Annotated in this window: 20 protein-coding genes; all 20 read right to left on the bottom strand. The window is 39.7% G+C overall.

The genetic code is table 11. The features are described 5' to 3' along the window. Positions 1 to 2,998: hypothetical protein (locus F0Q01_RS13795; protein ID WP_420371913.1), on the bottom strand; the 2,998-nt coding region annotated here is incomplete at its 3' end. Between the two features lie 251 nt (positions 2,999 to 3,249). Then, positions 3,250 to 4,491, bottom strand: a complete 1,242-nt coding sequence (srtB, locus tag F0Q01_RS12560) for a class B sortase (protein WP_143096667.1) — start codon at positions 4,489 to 4,491, stop codon at positions 3,250 to 3,252. A gap of 57 nt (positions 4,492 to 4,548) precedes the next feature. After that, on the bottom strand, positions 4,549 to 5,658 hold the full coding sequence (locus F0Q01_RS12555; RefSeq protein ID WP_090489118.1) for a hypothetical protein: 1,110 nt from the start codon (positions 5,656 to 5,658) through the stop codon (positions 4,549 to 4,551). Continuing rightward, on the bottom strand, positions 5,659 to 6,474 hold the full coding sequence (locus F0Q01_RS12550; RefSeq protein WP_090489116.1) for a hypothetical protein: 816 nt from the start codon (positions 6,472 to 6,474) through the stop codon (positions 5,659 to 5,661). A 12-nt stretch (positions 6,475 to 6,486) separates the two neighbouring features. Further along, a complete protein-coding gene (locus tag F0Q01_RS12545; RefSeq protein ID WP_090489115.1) occupies positions 6,487 to 7,245 on the bottom strand; it encodes a hypothetical protein in 759 nt (252 codons plus the stop codon). Then, positions 7,245 to 7,832, bottom strand: coding sequence for a hypothetical protein (locus tag F0Q01_RS12540; RefSeq protein WP_090489114.1), 588 nt, complete (start codon positions 7,830 to 7,832; stop codon positions 7,245 to 7,247). Before F0Q01_RS12540 ends, F0Q01_RS12545 begins: the two co-directional genes overlap by 1 nt. Positions 7,833 to 7,835: 3 nt before the next feature. Next, positions 7,836 to 8,906, bottom strand: coding sequence for a DUF5979 domain-containing protein (locus F0Q01_RS13990; protein WP_090489113.1), 1,071 nt, complete (start codon positions 8,904 to 8,906; stop codon positions 7,836 to 7,838). After that, positions 8,903 to 9,805, bottom strand: coding sequence for a class C sortase (locus F0Q01_RS12530; protein WP_090489112.1), 903 nt, complete (start codon positions 9,803 to 9,805; stop codon positions 8,903 to 8,905). Before F0Q01_RS12530 ends, F0Q01_RS13990 begins: the two co-directional genes overlap by 4 nt. Next, a complete protein-coding gene (locus tag F0Q01_RS12525; protein ID WP_090489111.1) occupies positions 9,802 to 10,677 on the bottom strand; it encodes a class C sortase in 876 nt (291 codons plus the stop codon). Before F0Q01_RS12525 ends, F0Q01_RS12530 begins: the two co-directional genes overlap by 4 nt. A 101-nt stretch (positions 10,678 to 10,778) precedes the next feature. Beyond that, positions 10,779 to 12,221, bottom strand: coding sequence for a SpaA isopeptide-forming pilin-related protein (locus F0Q01_RS12520; protein WP_090489110.1), 1,443 nt, complete (start codon positions 12,219 to 12,221; stop codon positions 10,779 to 10,781). Between the two features lie 15 nt (positions 12,222 to 12,236). After that, positions 12,237 to 14,975, bottom strand: coding sequence for a SpaA isopeptide-forming pilin-related protein (locus F0Q01_RS14030; RefSeq protein ID WP_420371914.1), 2,739 nt, complete (start codon positions 14,973 to 14,975; stop codon positions 12,237 to 12,239). Between the two features lie 2,253 nt (positions 14,976 to 17,228). Beyond that, positions 17,229 to 18,245: a glycosyltransferase family 2 protein gene (locus tag F0Q01_RS12510; RefSeq protein ID WP_090489108.1), complete on the bottom strand. Its 1,017-nt coding sequence runs from the start codon at positions 18,243 to 18,245 to the stop codon at positions 17,229 to 17,231. Between the two features lie 18 nt (positions 18,246 to 18,263). Beyond that, a complete protein-coding gene (locus tag F0Q01_RS12505) occupies positions 18,264 to 18,848 on the bottom strand; it encodes a manganese efflux pump (RefSeq protein WP_090489106.1) in 585 nt (194 codons plus the stop codon). A gap of 120 nt (positions 18,849 to 18,968) precedes the next feature. Then, complete coding sequence (locus F0Q01_RS12500; protein ID WP_090489104.1) at positions 18,969 to 19,541, bottom strand: TetR/AcrR family transcriptional regulator C-terminal domain-containing protein; 573 nt, start codon at positions 19,539 to 19,541, stop codon at positions 18,969 to 18,971. Between the two features lie 9 nt (positions 19,542 to 19,550). Further along, positions 19,551 to 19,784 carry a hypothetical protein gene (locus F0Q01_RS12495; RefSeq protein WP_090152336.1) on the bottom strand — a complete coding sequence of 78 codons (234 nt, stop codon included), beginning with the start codon at positions 19,782 to 19,784 and terminating at the stop codon, positions 19,551 to 19,553. Continuing rightward, positions 19,784 to 20,401 (bottom strand): HdeD family acid-resistance protein, encoded by a 618-nt coding sequence (locus tag F0Q01_RS12490; RefSeq protein WP_090489102.1) that lies wholly within the window; start codon positions 20,399 to 20,401, stop codon positions 19,784 to 19,786. The genes F0Q01_RS12495 and F0Q01_RS12490 overlap by 1 nt, the downstream gene beginning before the upstream one ends. A 54-nt stretch (positions 20,402 to 20,455) precedes the next feature. Then, complete coding sequence (locus F0Q01_RS12485) at positions 20,456 to 21,343, bottom strand: DegV family protein (RefSeq protein WP_090489100.1); 888 nt, start codon at positions 21,341 to 21,343, stop codon at positions 20,456 to 20,458. A 61-nt stretch (positions 21,344 to 21,404) separates the two neighbouring features. Continuing rightward, complete coding sequence (locus F0Q01_RS12480) at positions 21,405 to 21,896, bottom strand: Gx transporter family protein (protein WP_090489098.1); 492 nt, start codon at positions 21,894 to 21,896, stop codon at positions 21,405 to 21,407. Between the two features lie 12 nt (positions 21,897 to 21,908). Then, positions 21,909 to 22,286: a NusG domain II-containing protein gene (locus F0Q01_RS12475; RefSeq protein WP_090489096.1), complete on the bottom strand. Its 378-nt coding sequence runs from the start codon at positions 22,284 to 22,286 to the stop codon at positions 21,909 to 21,911. Between the two features lies 1 nt (position 22,287). After that, positions 22,288 to 24,393 carry an amylo-alpha-1,6-glucosidase gene (locus tag F0Q01_RS12470; RefSeq protein WP_090152350.1) on the bottom strand — a complete coding sequence of 702 codons (2,106 nt, stop codon included), beginning with the start codon at positions 24,391 to 24,393 and terminating at the stop codon, positions 22,288 to 22,290. Positions 24,394 to 24,429 lie beyond the last annotated feature (36 nt).

Genomic DNA, 24,429 nt, shown 5'->3' with positions numbered 1-24,429 from the left:
TTGACGCACTTGTACTTGCTGACTCACTTGCTGACGCTGAGCTGCTCTGGCTTGCTGATGTTGACTCAGAAGCTGATGCACTGTTGCTTAGTGAAGCTGATGTTGATGCAGATTCACTAGCTGATGTACTCGCACTTGTCGATGCACTTTCACTTGCTGATGTGCTTGCACTTGTACTTGCAGATGTCGATGCACTCTCACTTGCCGAAGTGCTTGCACTTGTCGATGCACTCTCGCTTGCTGATGTACTTGCACTTGTCGATGCGCTTGTGCTTGCTGACTCACTTGCTGATGCTGAGCTGCTCTGACTTGCTGATGTTGACTCAGAAGCTGATGTACTTGCGCTTATTGATGCACTCTCACTTGCTGACGCTGAGCTGCTCTGGCTTGCTGATGTTGACTCAGAAGCTGATGCACTGTTGCTTAGTGAAGCTGATGTTGATGCAGATTCACTAGCTGAAGTACTTGCACTTGTTGATGCACTTGTACTTGCTGATGTGCTTGCACTTGCTGAAGTGCTTGCGCTTGTTGAGGCGCTTGTGCTTGCTGACTCACTTGCTGATGCTGAGCTGCTCTGGCTTGCTGATGTTGACTCAGAAGCTGATGCACTGTTGCTTAGTGAAGCTGATGTTGATGCAGATTCACTAGCTGATGTGCTTGCACTTGTTGACGCACTTTCACTTGCTGAGATGCTTGCGCTTGTGCTTGCAGATAATGATGCACTCTGGCTTGCTGAAATACTCTCACTGATGTACTGTGAAAGGCTTGCGCTAAGTGACTCGCTTATACTCTGGCTCATTGACGCGCTTGCTGAATTAGAAGCACTCACTGACTCAGATCTTGAAAGAGATGCGCTTTCAGATGCTTTAGCGCTCTCTGATAATGACTGGCTACGTGACTCAGAAGTCTGGGCTGAAGCAGATGCACTCTCTGATAATGATTCACTTCTTGACTGAGATGACTGATTAGATGCAGATGCACTTTCAGACATTGACTCACTTCTTGAAGCTGATGAACTCTCAGATGCCTTCGCGCTCTCGCTGATTGATTCTGTCCAAGAATCAGACTCAGAAGAAACTTCAGATACAGTCTCACTTACAGAATCTGAAACCGAAGTAAACTCACTTCTCTCATGAGCGTAATCATCTTTTCCCTTATCAAAATCATTGATTGAGAAATATGTATATCCCTTAACTCCAAAGTTGCCGTCTTTTGCCTGACCAGCATTGTTGAAGTATACGTCTGTGTCTTCCTTAGCTTTTGCTACAAAGCTATCCTTAAAATTAACACTGTAGCTTGTTGAGCTAGCTGATGTATATAAAGTAACAGTCTGTGTCCAATTACTTGCACCATGATCATCTATAGTAGCTGTAAATGTATATGTGCCATTTCCATTGTTAACAATTCTAGAATTTCTATAGAAATAAGTCTTACCACCAATCTTGATTCTCTGATTGTTGTAAGAAACTGTATTTCCATTACCATCTTTAAGTGTTGAGTATGTTCCAACGCCCTGTGAATTAGAAACGACTACACCAAGGGTATTGTCTGCAGAGTTTCTGCAAACACCTGAAAGCTGTCCATTCCAAATATTATCTGCAGATGTATAGCTACCTAAATCATGATAGATAACCTGTCCATCTTCTGAATAATAAATGTTTGACCATGGATTATTATTCTGAGCTACAACATTTTTTGTAGTTCCATTATATGAATTCCAAGAAAGAGTAAATGAATCATCTTCCTTGATTGTAACCTTTACATCGTCAGCTATTTGCTGGCCATTTACATAGTAACGACATACTGTTGACTCAGTACCATCAGCAGCTGTCTCTGTTTCATACTTCCATGTGAGCACATTGCCATTAGCATCCGTATACTGGTTTGTCTTCTTAACAACCATGATTCCAGATACTACATTTGGATTGTCATGCTCTTTGCCCTGAGAAGGGCTATCATAGAATCCTGGAACTAATGCATTTCCTGCTTTATCTACTGTTACATAATCAAAATACGCATATTTTGTCTCGCCTGCTGCATCGATGTAAGTAACCTTTACACCGTTAGTATTGTAGTTGCTGAAATCCCAATCACTATAAAGGATTTCTCCAACGTAACCTTCCTGATAGAAAGAATACTGAATAAGAAGGTTCGCAAGCTTATCACCATAACCATAGTAGTTATTTGATCTATCATCATGGTTAAGATACTGACCATTTCTTATAGCTCTTCTCTGTACTGCCTCAAGCTCAGCTCTTGCTTCTTCGATTTCCTTAATAAGATTTTCAAGATAATCATCTTCTGCACCTTCTGAGAAAGAAGTTGAAGCTGAATCATATGAAGACTCTGCCTCAGACATAGCCTCAGAAAGACTCTCGCTCTCAGAATTCATTTTTTCAGATGCTGACTCTGATGTGCTAGCAAGTGACTCATTCTCAGATGTTAAAGACTCTGCTGCTGACTCTGATGTGCTGGCAAGAGACTCGTTCTCTGATGCTAAAGACTCTGCTGCTGACTCTGATGTACTAGCGATTGACTCGTTTTCTGATGTTAATGATTCGGCTGCTGAATTTGATGTCGAAGAAATCTGTGACTCTTCTGTAGAAAAAGAAGTGCTAGCTGCTTCAGATTGAGCTATTACTTCTGAAGAAACATCATCCCCCATTGTTCCTTGAGCTTCTACGTTTTCCCCCTCGGCATTTACCGCTGTCGCCTGAGCTGTTAGGTCAACCTCTTCAAGTTCCGTAGCCGTCTCCTCGACCACAGTCTCTTGGGTTGTCTCCTCCTGTACGCTCTCGACAGTAGTTTCAACAACTTCTCGCGCCTGCTCTTGAGTAACCTCTACTGTAATTACCCCTCCAGCATTGGCGGCCGCCTGCTCCTCTCCAAGCTCGGCAGCATATGCTAAATTTGCGTCCCCGAATACAGAAGCACCTCCAACTGTTGCACCTGTAATGGCAACTCCTTTTAATAAATTTTCAACTTTTTTCTTTGACATAATGTATAACCTCTCTCGTTTATACAAAAAATTAAATCTAACCTCAATGTATGAGTTATTGTATCACGTTGATTTTATTTTAAAAGAGCTTTTCGTAACTGTTCTTGCCAAATAATGGACGTTTTTGCCAAATAATTATGTAACACACCTTTTTCACTGTTTTCATTATTTAATATAACGCTCTTTTAAAGTAAAAAAAAGGGGACAAAGTAACCAATGTTACCCTGTCCCTATATGTCTATTTTAGATAATCAATAGGTCTCACAAAGGTAGCCATGCACTGTGAATCTCCTCCCCGATGTTGAACAAGTAGAAAGTGTGGTCACCTTATCTTTAGAAGTTAGGTCCTTTCCTATTTCAATATCTTTATACGAATGATTTAATAGCTCACTGATATAATCACCAAACTCGTCGGAATCCGAGTAAGGCACACCATATACCCAAGAAGCGGCATCCGTATCAAAATATGAGAATATCTCATATCTATACTTTTTATCTGCAGTGATAATCTGGAAATACTTATGCTCCTGCAGATAGTTATCATCTGTTTTATAGAACTTCAAGCTGCCAAACATTGAAAGATTTCTCATGTTGTGGCCATAAATTACATTATGACTGTCAGCGAAATTAGGGAGATTATATCCCTCCAGAAAAATACTACCTGCCGTAGCACTCTCACCATCCATAGTCATACGCAAATATTTGTCATCATCCCCTGAATATAATATAGGATAGCTTATATCTGTTCCCTCAACATATAGCCAGCCTATTACATCAGGATTAATCGCCTGAAGCGACGAAACATCGACATCCATCATATCATACCATTGCTGATTAGTCTCGGATAAATTTACATATTTTTCATTTAAATTGTTATATAAATCATTAGACTTCTGATATCCCATGTAAATAAAAAGGAAACCAGCAACAGAGCCAAATACAATTACAAGTCCAGTGAACAAAATAATTTTAGGATTTAAACCTGATTTCTTTTTCTTTTCAGGCTCATCCTCATCTGCCTTTTTCTTTTTTGATTTCTCTCCAACGCTAGATAATATAGCCCCAACAAGCACCATAACAATGGCTACTATCTTTCCTACTGGCTCCGATATAAAAGCGGCCACATTTCCCATTATAGGAAAATATTTCTCTGCCTTTCCTAAGACATTGGTATAAGCCACTGGTGTGAAATCAGCGGTTTCATTGGCATCACCCTTCGTAGTAATGAGCATCTGACTCTCGTCGATAGACTCCACTCTATGAGTGACTACGCTGGCACCTGCCTCAAATGAAATAATATCTCCCTCTGAGATCTCAGAAAAATCCACCGGCTTAACATAAACTATGGATCCAACCGGAATAGTCGGCTCCATCGAACCTGATATGACATTATAGCTCTGGTATCCTAGCAACTTAGGAAACACTATAGGCACAAATGCCACAATCACCATTATTAATAATATCTTCCCTATTACTCTTAATATTTTCTCCATAGGCCAATTATAGCACAAAAAAGCGCCCAACCGAAGTTGGGCGCCATGTTTTACAAATTATTCTTTTGCATCCTTTTTCTCTTCTACCTTGGCAATTACAGCCTTGCGCTTTTTGTTTGCAACAAGTAGTGCGATAAGGATTATAACTACTGCGATAATAGCAATTAAGATTCCAATAATCATATTGCGTCTGAAATTATCTTTTGCAGTCTCGCCGTGCTTTGCAGTATCTGGGTCGTCGATGTCAATCACATCAAGTGGTGTCTGCTCATCCTCGATAGTGGTCTCATCAGCACCGGCACCATCATTTCCATCACCAGCTTCAGCATTATCTTCACCGGCGTTTGCATCTGCATTTGCTGCACCATTTCCACCGCCAGCAGCTGGACGAGTAGTTCTTCCACCATCTGCTGTTCTAGTGCCACGATTTACATACTGGTACTCGTAAACTGGCTCACCATAGACTGTGTCAGATGAGTATGTTGTCTCATCGATATATACTACTCTTCCGTTGTTCTTAGTGTACTGGAATGTAAATACTGTATTCTCTTTAAGACCTGAAGATGTTGTGCGATAAAGTGCATCTGGATAATAATTATCGATATGTCTTGCTGGAACTAAAACAATCTCACCTAGTGTACCCCAGTAAATATCATCTGGAGCAAGTGCATTACCATCAGCATCCACGTATTTGACTGTATAAGGAATGGTAGAACCTACGCCATAAGCTACAACGTAATCCTCGTCTCCCTCAACAGTTCCATTTAAATTCACTGCTCTGTTACCATCTGCATCTTTTGTTGCCTGTGTAACAATTGTATCCCCGCCGGAAACTCTAAGTCCGCTAAGATAATACTTTGTATTTCCTGTCTTAGCATTTGGACTAATCTGAATCAACTGATCTACGCGAATATCTATTTCTTCGCCATATTTAAGCTCATCGATTTTAAGCACATCATCTTTTACAGACACACGCTCGTCACCGTATTTAGCTTTAAGTGAATCAACACCCTCGCTAATAAATGAGGCATCCTCATTATTGCCTATTAAAATTTTAACCTGGTATGTATAGCTTTCAGCCTTTGCTACATTAGGGTTAAGATTTGCAAGTGTAAGTACAAAGACAAATGTAAGGATGAGGCCAAGTAATTTCTTTGCTTTTTTCATCTAGGCCACCTCCTCTTCTTTCCTGTCTCTTGTAATGATGAAATACCATAAAATCATCAAAAGACCTGCAAAAAGAGCGATTCCACACATAACAAGAGGGAAAAGTGAATCGCCAGTAAGTGGATTACCGCCATCAAGAGGAATAGAATCATCCTCGATAACTACCACTTCTGTGCCACCATCAAGAGTATTAACAACTCTCTTTACCACTGTGTTGTGACGTTCTTCTTTATCACCTTCCCGAGCTGAGTCAGTTGGTTCTGCACCAAATTTAATCTCAAGCTCAGCAAGTGTAGACATATAATTGTTAGTCTGTGAGTTACCGTCAAGAGTAACTGTAACTGTCACCTGACCAGATTTACCAACTTCTAATGAACCAAGAGAAAAATATGAGCCCTCGTTGCCATTAACCTGATTAAGACCTACAACTGCTGAAGCATTCTCATCACCACCGATTGTCTCACTGTCAAATAGTGGCTCCTCCATTTCAGAACATGTAATCTTATATGTATAAGATCCGCCTGTTGCTATAGATCCCTCTTCCAAAGTCTTAATAACATCTGCACTCATATAGAATGTAGCATCTGATTTTGAATCATTAATATAGTTTACAGTGTATTCGATAGTATCCCCTGGCATAGTATCCTTAATAACTGCCTTTGCTGGGTCATAATTAGATTTCATTGATGAACCTGTATATGTAACATCCCATGGTTCAATTTTAAGTGTCTCTGCATGCGCTGTCGTTCCTGCAAAAGTGAAGCCTGCGGTCATCACTATGAGAGCAAGAACTATATTCAAATGTAACTTTTTCATTATTCTCTCCTATTAGTTAACTGCTGCTCCATTTATTGAAGTAATAACACCATTATCATCAACTTCTGCATGAACTCCCCATGCTCCACGTATTGCATCCGTAGCGTTGTGTGTCTGGACGGCATCTACCATAATTTCAACATAAAATGTCTTGCCGTTGTACTGATACTCGTCAACGACAACACCAGTCTTGTCACCATCTACTGTCTTCACATAAGTAAGGACCTCGTTGCCGATTGTGACTGATTTAATAAAGTCGTGAGACTCATTGTAAGCAAGAGGCTTCGCTAAATAATAAACTTTGCGCTCTAGGGTCTCTGCTGTCTTATCTTCATACCATCCATTAGCTACCTCTAGATCAATAAGCTTAGGATCAAGAAATGTATCCTTGTTCTTTCCATCCTTCCAGTATTTATATACAGATACTCTCACGTACTCATCATAGCCACCTTCAGAAGTATTGACCACTCTCACATTTTCATCATATTTCTTGCCAACAGTGAAAGGAATGTCATTAGACTTATCCGAATCATTGGTCTTCATTGCCTCAGCGATAGCTGGAAATGTAAGGGAATCCTCATCACTAACTACCGCATAATCATCCCCCTGCTTTTCTTGAAGCTCCACCTGAAGCTTGGCTGTTGAAAAATTAACCTGATCTGCTTTGTTGGAATATGAAATAGCTGCTCTTGTAGCTCCAACAGAGCTTGCTGCCACAATAAGCACTCCAACTGCAAGTATTACAAGAGGATTTTTTACTATCTTTTTCATTAGTTATCACCCTCCCCTTGTCCGTTATCTGTATCAGTAGACTGATTTTGCTGCTCTATTGTTCCATCTACCTGAGTAGGAAACTTTGCATCATAGTCTTGACGACTCATAACAGTCTTACTCCAATCAGCCGAAACCTTGTCACCATCGTAAATGGCAAGTGTAGCCTCCTGAACGATTACTACATTAAAGCTATTTTCTATAGCTGTGTTATCCTTAACCTTGATCTGAAGCTGTAATTCTGGTGCAGTCTCGTGAGCCTTAACTACATCCTTGTAATAGTAGTAGCCATCATCCTTAAGCTCCCAACCAACTGATGTATTATCAACAACAGATGCATCATAATTGCTCCCATATACAGCCTTTACTCTTATGAAAACATCATAGTTACCTGTGTTTTCAATAGTAATATGCTTAACAAGGCCTTCAACTGTCTCATGTGGAGTAAGTCTAGAATCTCCAAGAGAAAGTGTCACTCCACCAGTTGTCTCCTTATGGTCTGTAAAATAAGCCATTGTAGTTTTGACTGACGCCAAACTCACAAGCGCTAGAGCTGCGGCAATCATAAGATACTTTTTAAACTTCATACTTTAATTGCCTCCCTCTATATTGTTTCCTGTATAGTTATATTTTACAGTTTCAAGTCCATCAGTTGTGGTCTCTACTTTTTCAAATGTATTTACTACGCTAATACCGCCCTCTTTAAGATGCTCATCGTAGTCATTTGTAAATTCTACTGTTCCAGTTTCACCAGCCTTTAAATCCTCAATTGTCTGAGTCTTGTTCTCCTCAACATCTATCTGGTAGCTAGCCCCTGAATACACTTCTGTAACAGTGATTGTTGTTCCTGCTGGAACCTTGTCAATAGTAATTGATTTTGTAAAAGCTCCGTCTACATAATTGTCATTTTTATCAAATGTAAGTGTGTAAACATTGCTGAAAACAGTCTTTGAATCTCTTGTTGCCTCTACATCAAATATGAAGCTTGCTGTTCCAAGAGAATCATTAAATGTCTTTAGATTCTTAGTAATAATTACATTGCCATATTTTGGCTTTGCCTCTGATTTAAGCAAAAAGTTTACATCATACTTCCATTCATCGCTGCCTGAACCAAGTGTTATATAGTCACTTGTTGGGGCATATAAAATGTATGATGTAAATGTATAGTTAAAATCAGCATCAGAACAATCCTGTGGAACAAAAAGGTAAATACCTGCGCCATTTGCTATAGTAGCTGTAGCATTTGTAAGGCCATCCTTTGTCTTAGTAGCTTTAATTGTATCAGTAGGCTTAACTGCATCTGATTGTGCAACTGGCTTTACCTTTTCTACTATCTCAGTTTTAACTTCCTTTTCAGAAGTCTTATTTGTTAAAACTGAAAGGTCTGCGCCACTGTTTGCAAAGTCAGCAGTCAATCCCTTGATATTGCCGCTTTCATCAAGCTCTGCGATTTTATATAAATCAATGACTATCTCGCCCTCATAGCTTGTGGCAAACTGAGAAGTATCTCCCGCTCCAATAGCAGCAGAAATATTTACATCTGCAGTCAAATCAATATGACCAGCAGCATTTACACTGTAGGCTCCAAATGAAGCCGCAAGCGTAACTACTGTTGCAGCGATCGCTATAAGTTTTTTCCTACTAAACCCTAAATTTTTCACTGAGCTCTCCCTTCAGCTTTCTTATTACTCTTTTTGAATAACTTTCGAATTATAAGAATAAGAATAATTGCTACGATTAAACCAGCTATACCGATAATCACGTAATAATTCTTAACAGTTTCTACAACGGCCTCGGCACCCTTTGGAGGTTCATCCTCTCCCAGGTACTCAACTCTTGTACCTCTCACTAAAAGTCTGTGAGTGTTAACACCATATGGTGTACATGTAAACAAAGTAACGTAATCTTTGCCAGGCTCCACTTTCATTGCTTCAGCAAGAGTATTAATATCCTCCGCTGGTATAGCATCCGAAATCTCATCTACCTGATAAGCAAGTGTTTCATCTAAAACATGGATGTAAAACTTGTCGCCAACCTGAAGCTGGTCAATATTGGTAAAAAGTTCTGCACTAGGCAAACCTCTGTGACCAACAATAACTGAATGTGTACTCTCACCTCCGATAGGAAGTGCTGTACCATTCATGTGTCCAACTGCCGTCTGAATGTACTCATCAAAAGTACCATGCATAATGGACAGCTTCACTTTTATCTTTGGAATGGACAAATAGCCCATAACTCCATCACCATTAATATTTAAAACTGAATAGTACTCTGAATTTAAGAACTCTTCAGTTGGTGTAACTGCATTTCCATCAGCTGCTGCGCCAAATGCATCTGTGCCAATGGCGTTTTCAGTAATATTTGCATTAAATGCCCTAGCGGCTTCCCAGTAAGCGGAATAATCTTCATCTGTCATCTGGCTGAGAGAATCCTCATACTGACGGATTACTGTGCTCTGCACATAGTTGTTCCATTCATTTGAAATGGTAGGATAAGCTAAAAATCCAACTCCAACTATGAATAATAAAATTACTAAAAACCTAACTAATTTCTGTTTCACGCTTGTTCCTTTTTCGTGCGCTTTCTGTCATACAAATAAAGTAAAAGTATAAATGCACCTACAATTCCAAGTCCTACGATTACCCATAAAAGATAATTAGTATGAAGACTTACGGCTCCAAATGTAGGAGTCTTGGCATCTGCAAGAAGTGTTGGTGTGTACTTTACCCTGTGTCCTGTAACCATAAGTCTCTCAGTATTTACACCGTATGGTGTACATGTAATAAGAGTACATAGGTCCTTGCCTGGCTGAACTGCAAGTAGGCTAGTATCATCAGGCTCAACCACATCAATATTATCAACCTCGTATGCATAGTACTCATCCATGATGATAATGAAGAAATCATCTCCAATCTCTACCTTATCAAGGTCTGTAAAAAGTGTGGCACTTGGCAAACCTCTATGAGCACTAAGTACTGAATGTGTGTCAGGCCCACCTATTGGAAGTGAACTTCCCTCAAGATGTCCTACACCAATTTGAAGTACATCATCATTTGTTGTATGGAAAATAGGAAGCTTTACATTGATACTAGGTATCTGAATGTATCCCATAACTCCATCGCCATTTGCATTTAAAATGCTCATGTAATTGCTATCTACACCATTTGCCTCTGCCTCTGCAAAGGAATCTGGCAAAATACTTGGAAGTAATTCCTCGTTGTATACAGTCGCTTTATCAAGTTCTGCTTGTACATCAAGTGTTCCTTCCTGGATGGCTGCCTCAACTGTCGCCTCATAATCCTTAACTATTGTAGATTGAACGTGATTGTTCCAAGTGTTGGCAACAAGTGGGTACACCAACAAGGACAAACCAGCAAGCATGAGAGCGCCGATGGCTATTGTCTTATAATATTTTAGAAAAAATGCCTTCATTATTGCTGTCCTCTCCTTGGTGCTGTACACCCTGGCTTACGCCAGGGTTGCACCAATTATATTTATATCTAAGTACCAGTTAGATTAAATATCAATTCTAATTACTTAGAAGCCTTTCTCTTTGTAGCAAAGAAAAGTGCTGCTGCAATAGCCATGATAGCTACACCGAGTACTGTAAAGATTGTTGTACCCATACCACCTGTGAATGGAAGCTGTACAAGCTTAGAATCGATGAACTGTGCCTCGCCTACGAACTCCTCATCTGCTGAAGCCTGATCAAGTGATACTGTGCCGTTGAAAGCTGCTTCCTTAATCTGTGGATTGATTGTCCATGTCTCTGGAGCCTTTGTCTCCTTGAAGAAGTATGTGTTCATAACGAGCTGTCCATTTACTTCGTCAGCTACATCGAAACCAAATGCAGAAGCTGTTGCCTTACCATTAGCATCCTTTGCTGTAACGATAGGAGTAGCCTTTGTCTCATCATCTGTCCAACCTGTAAGCTTGTTGTTTGAATCAAGTACAGCATACTCATACTTGTCTTCGCCAACCTTCTTTAAGATAACGAACTCAGCACCCTCAAGTGGATTCTCCTCGTCATCTAACTTCTCTACTACAAGCTTTCCTGTGTATGAATATACTCTTGTTGTATCGAAGTCATCACCTGGCTGATGGCTTGGTGTAATTGTGTAAGCATCGTTGTAAATCTTTACATCTAAAGCGATAGCCTTGTATGTAAATGTGATTACTTCGTTTGCATGAGCGTTATCCTCAACGAGGTAGTTAAGGTCTAACTCAAATCCGTTGTCAACAACGTCTACTGACTTTGTCTCTGATACATCGCCATAAGCAACTGTAATATCAAGCTTTCCATCAGCATTTACAGAATATGCGCCGCCTGTGATGTGATCAACAAGTGCAAACTTCTTTGTAACGATCTCATTAGACTTTACATATGGAATTGTTGTCTCAACTGTATAAGTAATTTCCTTTTCGTTAACTGTTGAAGCATACTTGTCATCCTCAGTCTTCTTTACCTTCTTTGGCTCACTCTTAGCTGAAAGAGACTCTGTAGACTTAGCAACATAGTTACCATTAGCATCCTTTACTACAGTTACAGCAACCATAGCGTTGAACTCAAGATCTCCATCAAAGTTAGCAACCTTGAAGAAGTAAGCACCAGCCTTAAGGCCTGAGAATGTAGCAACACCATTTGTGATTGTTGCAGAAGCATCAACTGTAGTATCAGCCTTGAATGCTGCAGCTAAAGCCTTAGCATCTGCTGCTGTCATCTCAATAGGTGTTGTGTCATCATCTGTAGGAACTGCCTTGTAAGCATCCTTTGCCCAATCAACTACCTGAATCTGGTTGTTCTCGTCTACAGAAGCAATCTGATATGCGTTTACAGTATAACCATTAGCTACTGTAGGGAAATTGTTGATAGTAAGTGTTGTTGTGTTGTTCTCTGCGGCAAAAGCAGTAATGCTCATTGCCATCATCATTACTGTCGCAAGCGCAAGAGCAACGATTTTTCTGATTCTTTTCATTTTTTCTCTCCTTTTTTATTTGTTGTTTTTATTGTTTTTCTTTGATTTATATAACAACAGCGCCGCCCCCATCATTAACAGAACTCCGCCGATTGTATATACATAGACTCCCCTTCCACCTGTCTCAGGTAGAGTATATGCAACAACATCATAGAAACTATATTCGTATGTTTTGATGTTGCCTGCATTATTTACGGTAGCGTGTACTACCTTGTTTGAAGACCTAATCTTTACAGATACGCCCTCATACTTTTCATATTTGACAATCCACTCTTCGTTGCTAAGTGCAAAACTCTTTGGTGCTTTTGTCTCTCTAAGTACGTATGTGCCATCCTTAACTGTCTGAGGCTTTGAATTTGCAGCGTCTGGATTTTCTACTTCCCAAAGACTGTTGAACCAAATTATTTCGCCTTCACTATTTGTCACACCGTAAAATACTGTGAATGTATCATCTTCGTTTCTCAACTCAAACTGTGCTCCAGCAAGAGTCTCATATGTATTAGCATTTCTCTTGATTATCTTAAATTCATAAGACTGCTTAAGTTCGTTAACAACCTTTACTTGGCTGTCCTTTCCACTCTCTACATTAACTGATGTAGTTCTTTCTATAAGAGAAAGTGCTTGCTCAGCTCCATCTACAACCTGATACATTGTAGTTTCGTATCGTTCTAAGTCAGCCTTCTCGTATTCACCATTTGCATTCTTGTCGTAAACATAGCACTCTGTAACTCTATATTCACCTGGAAGCAAATCGATGATTGTAAGTGACTGGTCAGCAAAAATATTAAATGCATCATTGCTGTAGCCAACACCAAGTAATCTATTTCCGTTGTAGTAAGAAATGATATTTGTTTGAGCCACTCCATCTACAATTGGACTAACAACTTCTGTTGTGCCATCCTCAAGAACTCTCTCTACTCTGATTCCATACATTGTATCTGTAGAAGCAACTGCGGAATTACCAGTGAGTTTCTTTTCGATTGTAAGAGAACCCATTACATTTTTATTTGTAAATGTATGTGTCTCGTTTCCAAGCTTTTCAACAGAAACCTGAGCAATTGTCTTTGGTGAAAGAATAAAATCAAGTCCTGTTCTGTCATAACCGTAATTGCTTGAGTAGTAGTTACCCTTTGAATTACTAATTGTGACTGGGCACTCAACCTTTGCCGTTGTGAAAAGGTTTGCACCGCTTAAATCAACATAATCATTTCTTGGGTTATATGAACCTGTATAGTACATAGCCACATTTCTATATGGCTCATGTTCTCCACCTACCTTTTCGGTCGATGGCTTATAGTATCTAGAATCTTCTGGATAGTATGAATTGCTGTCGATAATAACAAGCTTTGTATCATTTGAACCTTCATATCTAACCTTGAAGGCTAAAACTGAATTCTGACCAAGCTTCTGTGAATCAGCTCTCCACTCATAGCCATTTTGCTTAGTCATCTGAACACTCTTTGAATCAGCAACCCATCTGTAGTTGTCATCGTAGTATCCGATGAGTGTTATTCTTCCACTATTTCCATCTAAATCGTAGATGTTAGTGATTTTTCTGCCAGAATCCTCTCCATCTGAAACAGCATCTACTTCAATATCTAAATGGCTGTATCGCTCCCCGCCATCAGTAGCTGGGGTAGGAATCAAGATTTCTTCTGTAATATTAGTATTCTCTGTATAAGTAACATCATAATCTGTCAGCTCATATCCAACGATCTCTCTCTCCTCAACATTCCAGCTGATAATCTGTGTACAATCCTCATCAGCGAAAATCTTGAGATTTTCAATAGTTCTAGTCCAATTGTCATTCTTTGTTACAATTACAGGAGTAATAGCAGCTTCTTTGCTACCACAGACTGTTCCATCAAGTTTGATGTACTTTACGCCAGAATCATCTGCATATGTACCATATACATCAAATGTGATGCCGTCTGGTCTGCTGCTTGAATTATTGTCATCCCATTCCTTCTTGATTGTAAGGCTCTTCTTGTAATTCTCATTCTTGAAGTTCTTAATTGTTGTAATGTCTTTCTTATTCTGATCATCCTTTTTGTAAATCTTGAAGGAACCCTGTGACTTTGATTTAACTGAACCTTCTACAATTGAAGAAGTACCATTTACAACTTCTACTACGTAGATAGTCTTGCTTACTCGGTAACCCTTTGGAGCTGTCATCTCCTTCATATAGTAGGTACCAGCCTCTACAGCTGAGAATAAAACCTTACCATTTGAATCAGATGTAGCTGTGTAAAGTGCTGTGCCCTTACACTCTGTATCAGCCTCACCATAGAGACCAAACTGTGCGCCAGCTAATGCACGTCCTGCGCCATCAGCCTTGTTGAAATATACATCTGTAGGAACAGCGATATTTTGATTTTTAAAGTTAAAAGTAATCTTGCAGTTTGATAAAGAAGCGCCACGCTCAAGGTAGAAGAATGTAAGTGTATGTCCGCCCTTTGCCAAAGCCTTGCGTCCTTCTTCAACTGTCTTATAACCTAAAACATTTGTATAAAGGTTTGTTCTGCTCTGTGAACCATTGTTAACTACAGATCTTGCTGCAGAATCAACGATGCAATCACCTGTTGCAAAATTGATGCGTCCTGATACAACGCCGTGGATACCACCAATATCAAGTGCTAACTTGTTATCAATGAATACCCAAACATCATCATCGCCAGAGAATTCAAAGACTGTGTCTTTTCCATTGTCATCCTTGCCATTTTCTGCGATGTTGAAGTTAACCTGTAAATTCATACCGAAATGTGGCTCGTCCTTTGTTCCAGAGAATGGCCAGAACTGACCCTCACTATCATTTCTCTGGGTACGAGTCATTCGGTTATTTGGCTCATCAAATCTATAATCGTTTACCTTAGAATCAAATGTGTAATAACCATTTTCAAAATAGAAAGGAATAGCTACATTTTTGTATGCTAAAATATCATCTTTTCTATCCCAAGAGGTATTAGCTCCAGTTCTAGATGAGAAAAGCCAAGAATCTGGATCAAAAAGTGGTGCTACAGCATAGTTAAATGTAGGCATGTTGTTTGATAATGTATTACCTACGATTCCCTGGAATGCTGTTGGATTATCTGTTGATGAATTAGTATTACATCTGTTCCATGGCTGATAGTATGCAGAACCATTTGTGATAATGTCTCCGCCATCATGGAAAATTAATGCATTGTTAGCATTTCCTGTTCTAAGTGAAGCATTGTTAATTGAGTCCTTGCTATAATTGAAAAGGTTTGCTGAGAAATACTTGTCATCAGCAATCTCTCTATTGTCCTGATATACAAAGAAAACATTTACAGATGTTCTCTGATTTTCTCTGTTTGCTCCATTTGCGATATACTGCCAGTTATTCTCGCCCTGTCCGTAGATTGTAGCCGCCCAATATACGCGGCCTGGCTCATATTTATAACTAATATTTGTAAGCTCTCTCTTATCATTAAGATAAGCGCCTCTATATGTATATCCCTCTACAGAAATTTCTCTAGCAAGAGTTGTAAAGTAATTATTGTATGTTGCCGATATACGAGAGGACAAACTTTCATTTGTTGCAATGTTCTCGTATTTAATCTCTCCAGTTGCACTCTCAATTGGGTCACCATACTGATTTACAACATAGAGATTAACTGTCTGAGTAGTTCTTGCATGGTCCCCATCCTTCCAAATAATGGTTCCCACTTTTTTATCTGTGCTAGCAGTTGTCCACTTGATTGCGAAAACTGAAAAGCTTTCTGTCTCAAAAGAAACATCAACTGTAGCAATGTCATCACCAGTCTCAACTGATGTTGTAGACTCCTCTGTCAAATCAACAGCCTCTGTAGAATCGCTCTTCTCCTCAAAGTGAACGATACCTACATCTGTGCCATCAAGCTCCTCATCTGTCTCAGGTGCCTTTAAGCTAACGATGTTGACAGAAACACTTCCGTCCTTTGGCTCAACCTTGCCATCATCATTCATAAGAGAAATGTCATAAGCTAAAAATGCCTTCAGCTCCTTGCCAGCTTCCTCAGCATCTTCTGTAAGTGAATTGGCAACTTCCTCTAACTGGTCTTCATCAGTTACTTTTTCAGCTTTAACTGATGTAGCTCCATTTAAGACGCTCTTCATTGCTGTAACGGTAACGATTACTTCATCATTTTCAAACTCAAGAGTGATTTCCTTGTCTTCCTCTTCGATTTCTTCTCTGTATCCACAGTAGATACAAATTCCATCCTCATCGAACTCACACTCCTCAGCCTCTTCGATGACTTCACCGCATTCCTTGCAGCGCTTGATATGAGTTCCATCGTAATTTGACTCGTACTCGAACTCTTCGTGCTTGCATTCCTTTTCGTCCTCAAGCTCCTCAAGTTCCTCGTCCTCAAGCTCCTCATCTTCAAGCTTATCATCTTCAGCCTCCTCATCAGTAGCCTCAGCCTCATTGGCTACTGACTCGTCCTCTGACCCATTATTAATTTGTTCCTCATGGGAATCATTTGATGTAGCATCTCCATCTAGATCATCAGAAGTTGCATCACCAGAAATGGATGCGTCCTCCTCGGAGCTGCTAGTGGCATCATCTTCTGCTCTCCCTGCATCAGAAGATGAGACCTCTTCAGAATTATTATTAACTGAGTACTCAGCAGCAACGGCTTCGTTATCACCCTCCGCATAGGCTACTATCGGTGACGATAAAGCGAGCGCTGTTGCAAGTCCCAAAGACAGTATTCTATTAAGCATAGTCAACTTTTTCATAGACATTGTTACTCCCTCTTCTCAAACACATCTTTCTACATTCAAGTCTGTCTTACAGAAATATGTGCTCAACATGTGTCCGAATAGTATATTACGGCACATTTTTTTCATTTAAAAGATGTCTGGCAATAAGTGTCATTTTTTGGCAAAAAATAACTCCAGGAAGCTTTCCTGGAGTAATATGTGCCAATTTAGACTATGCTGTTTAGTGAATTATATACTATAACTATCTACCTAATCTTGATGATTAGTTGAATCTTGGGTTTAATTAAACCCAACCACCTTCTGTGCAATCTTGTAGGCTGAGACAGAAATAAGACGTCCTGTGTGGCCTGGAAGATTGGTAGTGCCGCAGAGGATTCCGTAGCGAAGCTTCTTATAAATGAACTCATCCTTTGACTTGATGTAGCTCCATAGGTCATGACGCTTCTGCTGGTGTTCCTTCGTACCACTCTTCATAAGAAGTACTGTAGAGATAACAGTAATCATCTCAAGATAGTTAAACATGTATTTTTTAACATGCTCATTTTCTATATTCTTGTAATCAAATGACTCAAGCATAAGCTTGTTTACTTTAATCTGCTGATCGATACGGCTAATCATAACCTTTTCATTTACTGACTGATCCTCGCGACCAATATAGTAACGATAGAACTCCACATCCAGATAGTACATTGTCTTAACGTAAGGAAGTGGATAGAATACGTAAAGATTGTCCACATAGAATGTGTGCTTTGGAAGCTCTAATCCACAATCTCTTAGAAGTTCTGTACGATATATTACTGAATGCATGAGAATGTACTGTCCCTTTTTGAAGCGACCAGTCTCATCCCAGGTAAAGTATCTATCTTTTGGAAGGTTTGAGTAAGACATAACCTTTTTATGGATAGCCCCTTCCTTTTCATATACATAATTAGAAATAAGCATATCAAGCTCTTTTTCCTCATCAACTGTGCGACGAAGTACATCGAGAATCTTGTCATAAGCTTTTTCATCTACCCAGTCATCTGAGTCAACTACCTTGAAGTAACGACCAGTAGCATTTTTAAGACCAGTATTTACTGCCTGACCATGTCCACCATTTTCCTGATGGACAGCCTTGATAATAGAAGGATGCTCTGCTGCAAGTCTGTCTGCTATCTCAGCAGTGTTATCCTTTTGACTACCATCATCCACAATGATAATCTCTACTTCCTCGCCACCATGTAAAAGAGTCTCAACACAGTGCTCCATATATGCAGCCGAATTGTAACATGGTACTGCAAAAGATAATAACTTCATAAAAATCTCCTCGTAAAACTAAATTACATCTAAAATGCGATGTAGTAACATCTCAATGCTAACGCCCCAAAGAAGTAATGCGCCAGCCACATAAGCAATCGTCTTAATCTCAAATCCGTAGTGAAGGCCTGTGTAGAAACCACATATAACCATCACAATAGAAATAACTAATATAATGATAATAACCTGCCAAACTGTAACGCCTACAAGTCCACACACGCAACCAGCTGCTGCAGTGTAGATACTAGACATAACAACCAGTCTAATGTAATCCCAGACTCTAATTGTATCACGTCTGCGCTCCTGAATAAACTTGCGTTGAACAGCCTTGACTATAAGCCGCATTCCAACTAGAGCAAGAACTATTGCTGCAACCGCCTCGCCATAGTAGATTGGATTAGGTATATATCCATTAGCGGATAATCCCCAGCAGATTAAATATCCAACCAAATAGAATACCAACTCCACTGCTGCCACAACCACACAGGCAATTATTAATGTCTTCTTTTTTATATTGGCAAGCATCGCTCCCTGTATCTCCATAGCGGCAAATACATCAAGCAATATTCCAGCCATAATTAGCATATTTTCCAACCAGCTCATATACAAATACGCTCCAATCAATTTCAAAGATATCTATATTATAATGTATATATTTTCTCCAAAAATATTCAATCATTAAAAGTAGTGTTAAGACAAGCTACAAAAATAAGCTTTTGTATTCTACTTGTCACTATTGGAAATAACCTGAATAATAGGGCTATGGAAAATCTTAACATACACATCAGCAAGCTCATCTACTGGTGTATCCATGCCTCTCATAATCCACTGAATAGTCACCCATGAAATAGTGTGAGCCAAAAATTCCGAAACAAGCTTTTCATTCAACCACTCATAATTAGCAATGCTAAGCAACCCATCAATATCAATGTATTTTTTAACCAGGTTAGCCACACATCTGTTGAAAATTTCGTTGAAGGAATTCTGTCCCTCAAGCTTGGCAGCTCTTTTGTAGAAATCCTTGCCCTTGAAAATAGTTGTCAAAAGAAATGTGATAGCCTCTCTAAGCATTCCATTTGCAAGAAGGGGCTCGATTGGCGCAAACAGCTCATTGACTGTAATCCATTCTAAAAGCTCATACTTATCCTGAAAATGATTATAAAAAGTAGGACGAATAACGCCTGCTTTGTTGGTTATTTCTTTTATTGTAATCTTATCAATTGGCTTGGTGGCCGCAAGCTCCTTTAAGCTCTCAGCCAACACAATATCAATTGCGTTTTGGGTTTGGTTATTCATTAATGCTCCTTAAGAATCCTGATATTCCACTGATACATAGAATCCCTTTGGGGTTTCTTTTATATCTACTACCTTCCCTTCCTTTGCTGAGATGCGCTGAAGGGTAGTATAGTTGCCCGACATGGCATAAGACCTGCCTAATACATAGTAATAAGAATTAGGTAGCTCATATTCTGTAATAGAAAGCACATCTCCCACTTCAAGAAGTCCTGTGCGCTCCATCTTAAATTCCATCTGTCCCATTAGACATCTTCCTCTTTTGTCTCTTCGTCCTTAACTTCTTCTACAACTTCCTCTTCTACGATTGTAGAATCAACAATTACTGCTGAAGTAGACTTTCTAACCTTGTGTACAAAGAAAATATCTGTCACGCCGTCAAATACCATCATAAGTCCAATAAGCCAAACAATAGTAGTGATAATATCAAACGCCATGGCAATACATAAGAGGCCAAGAACTATATTTACAATTGCTCCTATAAATAATAGAAGTGAGCCGCCCTGTTTTGTCTTAAGGACCTCAAATGCCATCCCTAAATCTTGAACACCATGTACCACTAAGATAACACCAATAGCAATAGGAATTATATTAAAGAAAATATTATCCTTTGGTGACATAAACATCCAAATTCCTAGAATAGCAAGTATTGCACCTACTACAATCCCCATAACATTTTTAGAGTTTTCAAAAATCTGACTAATTATAATAGCAACACCAGCTAAAATAATAATACCAGCAATGATACGGCTCAATATCTCTGTAGTCTCTGTAGGAAATATCATTAAAAGCATGCCGATGATAATGCTAATCACTGCTGAAATTGTAATATTAAGTCGTAGTCCTTTGATCTTCTCTTTCATCCCTCTACCTCCAATGAAGAAAAGTGTTGAGTCCTTTGACCCAACACTTTGTTATTAATGTTCTTTTTTGCTGCCCCAGAAACCAATAGCAACTGTACCTGGGCCTGTATGTGCACCAATTGTAGGTCCTATATCGAAAATACGAATCTTCTCTTTCATCTTAGGGAACTCTGCCTCAATCATATCAGCAATCTCCCTTGCATCCTCATAGCAAACTGAGTGAGTGATGAATATATTCTCATCGTAGTCAGCGCCATTGTCGATGCGCTCCTTAATAGCAGAAAGCGCAGCCTTCTTAACCATCTTCTTGCCGCGGCACTTCTGACGTGGAATTAACTTACCCTCGTCATTGATATTCATAAGTGGGCAAACATTAAGAGCAGTACCAAACCATCCAGAAAGCTTTGACACTCTACCGCCTCTAATAAGGAATGTTAAATCAGTTGTAAAGAACCATGTATTTTGATTCTGAACATGCTCTGCAGCCCAACTACAAAGATCATCGAAGCTATATCCCTCATCACGAAGGCTTGCAAGCTTGTCCATGAGAAGTCCATAACCAGATGAAGCTGTCAAACTATCTATAACTACAACCTTTCGGTCTGGGAACTCTTCCTTCATCTCCTCTGCTGCAATACGAGCAGAATTTAAAACTCCTGAGATACCACTAGAAAGTGTCAAATGAATTACATCCTTGCCCTGTGAAAGGAATCCTCTAAAATACTCTGTAAATGCATCTGCATTAACCTGTGAAGTCTTAGTCATAGCTCCATCAACCATTGCCTGATAGAAATCCTGAACTGACATAGACTTAAATAAATCATCAACATATTCTTTTCCATCTAAATAATAATGAAAGCAAATATATTCGATATTTTTCTCTTTAAGATACTCAGCTGTCACGTCCGCAGTCGAACAGCAACTAATAATGTAATCTCCCATTTTTATACCTGTTCCTTTGTTACTAAATCTATAGCCTGTTTGAGTATACCCCATCTTAATATTAAAATGCAACCTTGATACGACTACAAATCATACCTGAAAGTATACCAATTATCACACCTGAAACAGTTCCAATCACTATAAGTATTGGAAGATAGAAAACTAATTCCCTAGTCTCCATCAGCACCATAGCCACCATTATCTGTCCAATATTGTGAAAAACACCACCTAGAACACTAACTCCTGTAATAGATAACTTCTTAGTAGACTTACCAATTAGCATTGCAATAAATGAAAGCAAAGCGCCTGCTGCACTGTACATAGCCATTGCCATATTGGAAAAAGTAAGAGCCACCAATAGAACTCTGATAAGAGATAATGCAAAGGCTCTCTTATATCCTATTTTGTAAATAGCAACCAAAGTTACTATATTGGCAAGTCCTATTTTCGCCCCTGGTATACCTATGTTAATTGGAAGCAGGTACTCCACGTAGGAGAGTACAAATGCCAGGGCTATTAATAGTCCAAGAATAGCAATATCTTTCGTCTTCATAATTCTCTCCTATCAATTAGTGGAGGCATCGATTTCATCCTCCTGCCCACCTACAACTGTAACAGTCAGCTTATGTGGTAAGCAAACCACCGAATCACCTGAATAGTGAATGGCCCTGTGATTAACGCATATCTTGTCTGGGCAGTTGGCCTCCTCAATGGATGCCTTGCCATCTGAAATCACTAGAATATTATATCCGCCATCTGCAGACTCTATACGCTCTCTTATATCCTCATCCAAAGGATATGTGCCATATATCTCTCCGTCTATTTTAACCTCCACATAGGCGCTGTCATCAGTATGACTCTTTTGCCATAAATGCATCCCACCATAGAAAAATAGTGACAGTATTAAAATTCCAAAGATTAAAATCAAATCATTCTTTTTCATGTTATTTATTTAATAGAGCATAAGCTCTAAGAATCTCACCAACAGACCAAGCCTGAGCGAAACATCCTCTGCCAGCATGTGGCTCATCACCATCGAATATTTCAGAAACAGAACCGATGCAGTTGCTAAATAGATGTTGCTCTATTGGCTCAAACATAGCTCTTGCCTCCTCTATAGACTGAGCACTTCCTCCGCCTACTTTTAAATAGCTTTCGATAAATGCTCCAAGCAAAAATCCCCAGGCTGTACCCTGATGGTATGCATGGTCTCTCTTCTCTAGGCTACCCTGGTAAGTACCCTGATAGTTCTCATCCTCTGTATCAAGGGAGCGAAGACCCACACCCACGTATAATCTATCCTTAAGGACTCTTACGATTGATTTTTCCTTTTCGATATCAAGCATTGTAAATGGAAGACTTACTGCAAATATCTGATTAGGACGAAGTGTGGCATCCTTGAAATCCTCACCGATTACATCGTAGAGATAGCCACCCTCCTCGTACCAGAACTCCTCGTTGAATGCTTCCTTAACCCACATAGCGAGCTGACTGCAGCCGCCTGCGTATGCAAGATAGTTTTCTGGCTTGTCATGGGTACGTCTTGCGATACCTCTTGAGATTTCCTCCATAGTCATAAGGGCGTTGTACCAAAGAGCATTAATCTCAACTGGCTTGCCATGTCTAGGAGTCACCACCTCATCACCGATACGTACATCCATCCATGTAACCTGATCAAGGCCTGAGCCAGCATTCATTAGCGCGTCGTCATCCATGCCAATTGAAAACTGGGTGCCCTTTCGATAAGCAGCCATAATCTCCTGAAGGCTTGAATAGATATAATCCTCCACAAATTTCCAAGCCTCATCCGTATCTACGTATTTCAGGTAATTGTACACTGCGTAAAAATACCACAGTGAAGCATCTGCTGTATTGTAAAGAGGCTCCTTGCCATTGTCTGGGAACATGTTAGGAACCAGTCCATTTTTAATGCATTTAGAAAATGAAAGTAAAATAGATTTGGCGTCCTCATATCGACCTGTTTCAAGGCATAGCCCGGTGAAGGCTATCATAGTATCTCTGCCCCAGTCTGTAAACCATGGATAACCTGCCATGATTGTCTTCTTGCCTGTAGACAATCTATCAACAATAAACTGGTCCGCTGCGACAGTAAGAATCTGCCCCAACTCTTCCTCATCAGAAAAGCCAGACTTTTCAATTAAGTCGGCCACTCGATTCTTAGCCTTTTCTATTTCTATAAATGCTGTGTCTATCTCAACTTCTGGAATATCTGACCACTCGATTTTCTTTCTTCCTACCTGGTCACGGACATCAACTGTGCAGACAAAAGATGCCCTTGAAACTCCACCAGCATCAACTTCCATTACAAAATCATATGGCTTGAGATGGCAATCAAGTGCCTCCGCGTCATTATCAAGCTCATACTGAAGCTCCATGTTTTCATCGTAGATGTTGTTGCGCTTTACCATCTCGCAACCTGCGCTGACAAGTGATACTCTCACATTTTTATTGCTAACTGGAGAATAATAAAATCCTGTATTACCTGTTGCCTCATCTCTAATCTCACCGAAGGCACTATCTGGAAGCTCGTACTTAAGGCTCTCCACAGTCATATGCTCACCGTGGTCTCTATAGTTCATGAGAGGAGTGATAACCACACCTGCTGCAGGTCCATTATTCTCTAACGTATATGCGATAACGCATTGGTTCTTTCCCTGCACCAAAGCTATTGTCTTAGTGAGGCGCATACCACCTGCTTCGTATACAAAATTAACAGTGCCATCATAAGTAAAACTCTTAAGATGCATGTTGCCCTGATTAAATTCACTAGCGTATGGTCCCTTGTGCTGAGCAGTGGTCAAATCATAGATTCTGCTGCCGCATACAAGACGCTCATTTGTTTTGGAAAAAACCAAGAATCGCTCCACAGGAGGATGAATACTTGCGATGAGATAGCCCTGCTGTGTTCTCATATGAGAACCTATAATACTGCTGCCTGCATAACTGCCTAGGCCATTAGTCAAAAGCCACTCTCTATAGATATTATTTTTATAGTTGGTTAACTTATCAAAAACAAATTCGTATTTCATTATTTATTCTCCACTAATCACATCACAACTCAACTA

This window comes from Pseudobutyrivibrio xylanivorans (genome assembly GCF_010906925.1).
Lineage (GTDB): Bacteria > Bacillota > Clostridia > Lachnospirales > Lachnospiraceae > Pseudobutyrivibrio.
Note: the sequence above shows the minus strand (reverse complement) of the source record. Positions and strands in the feature narration are given on the sequence as shown.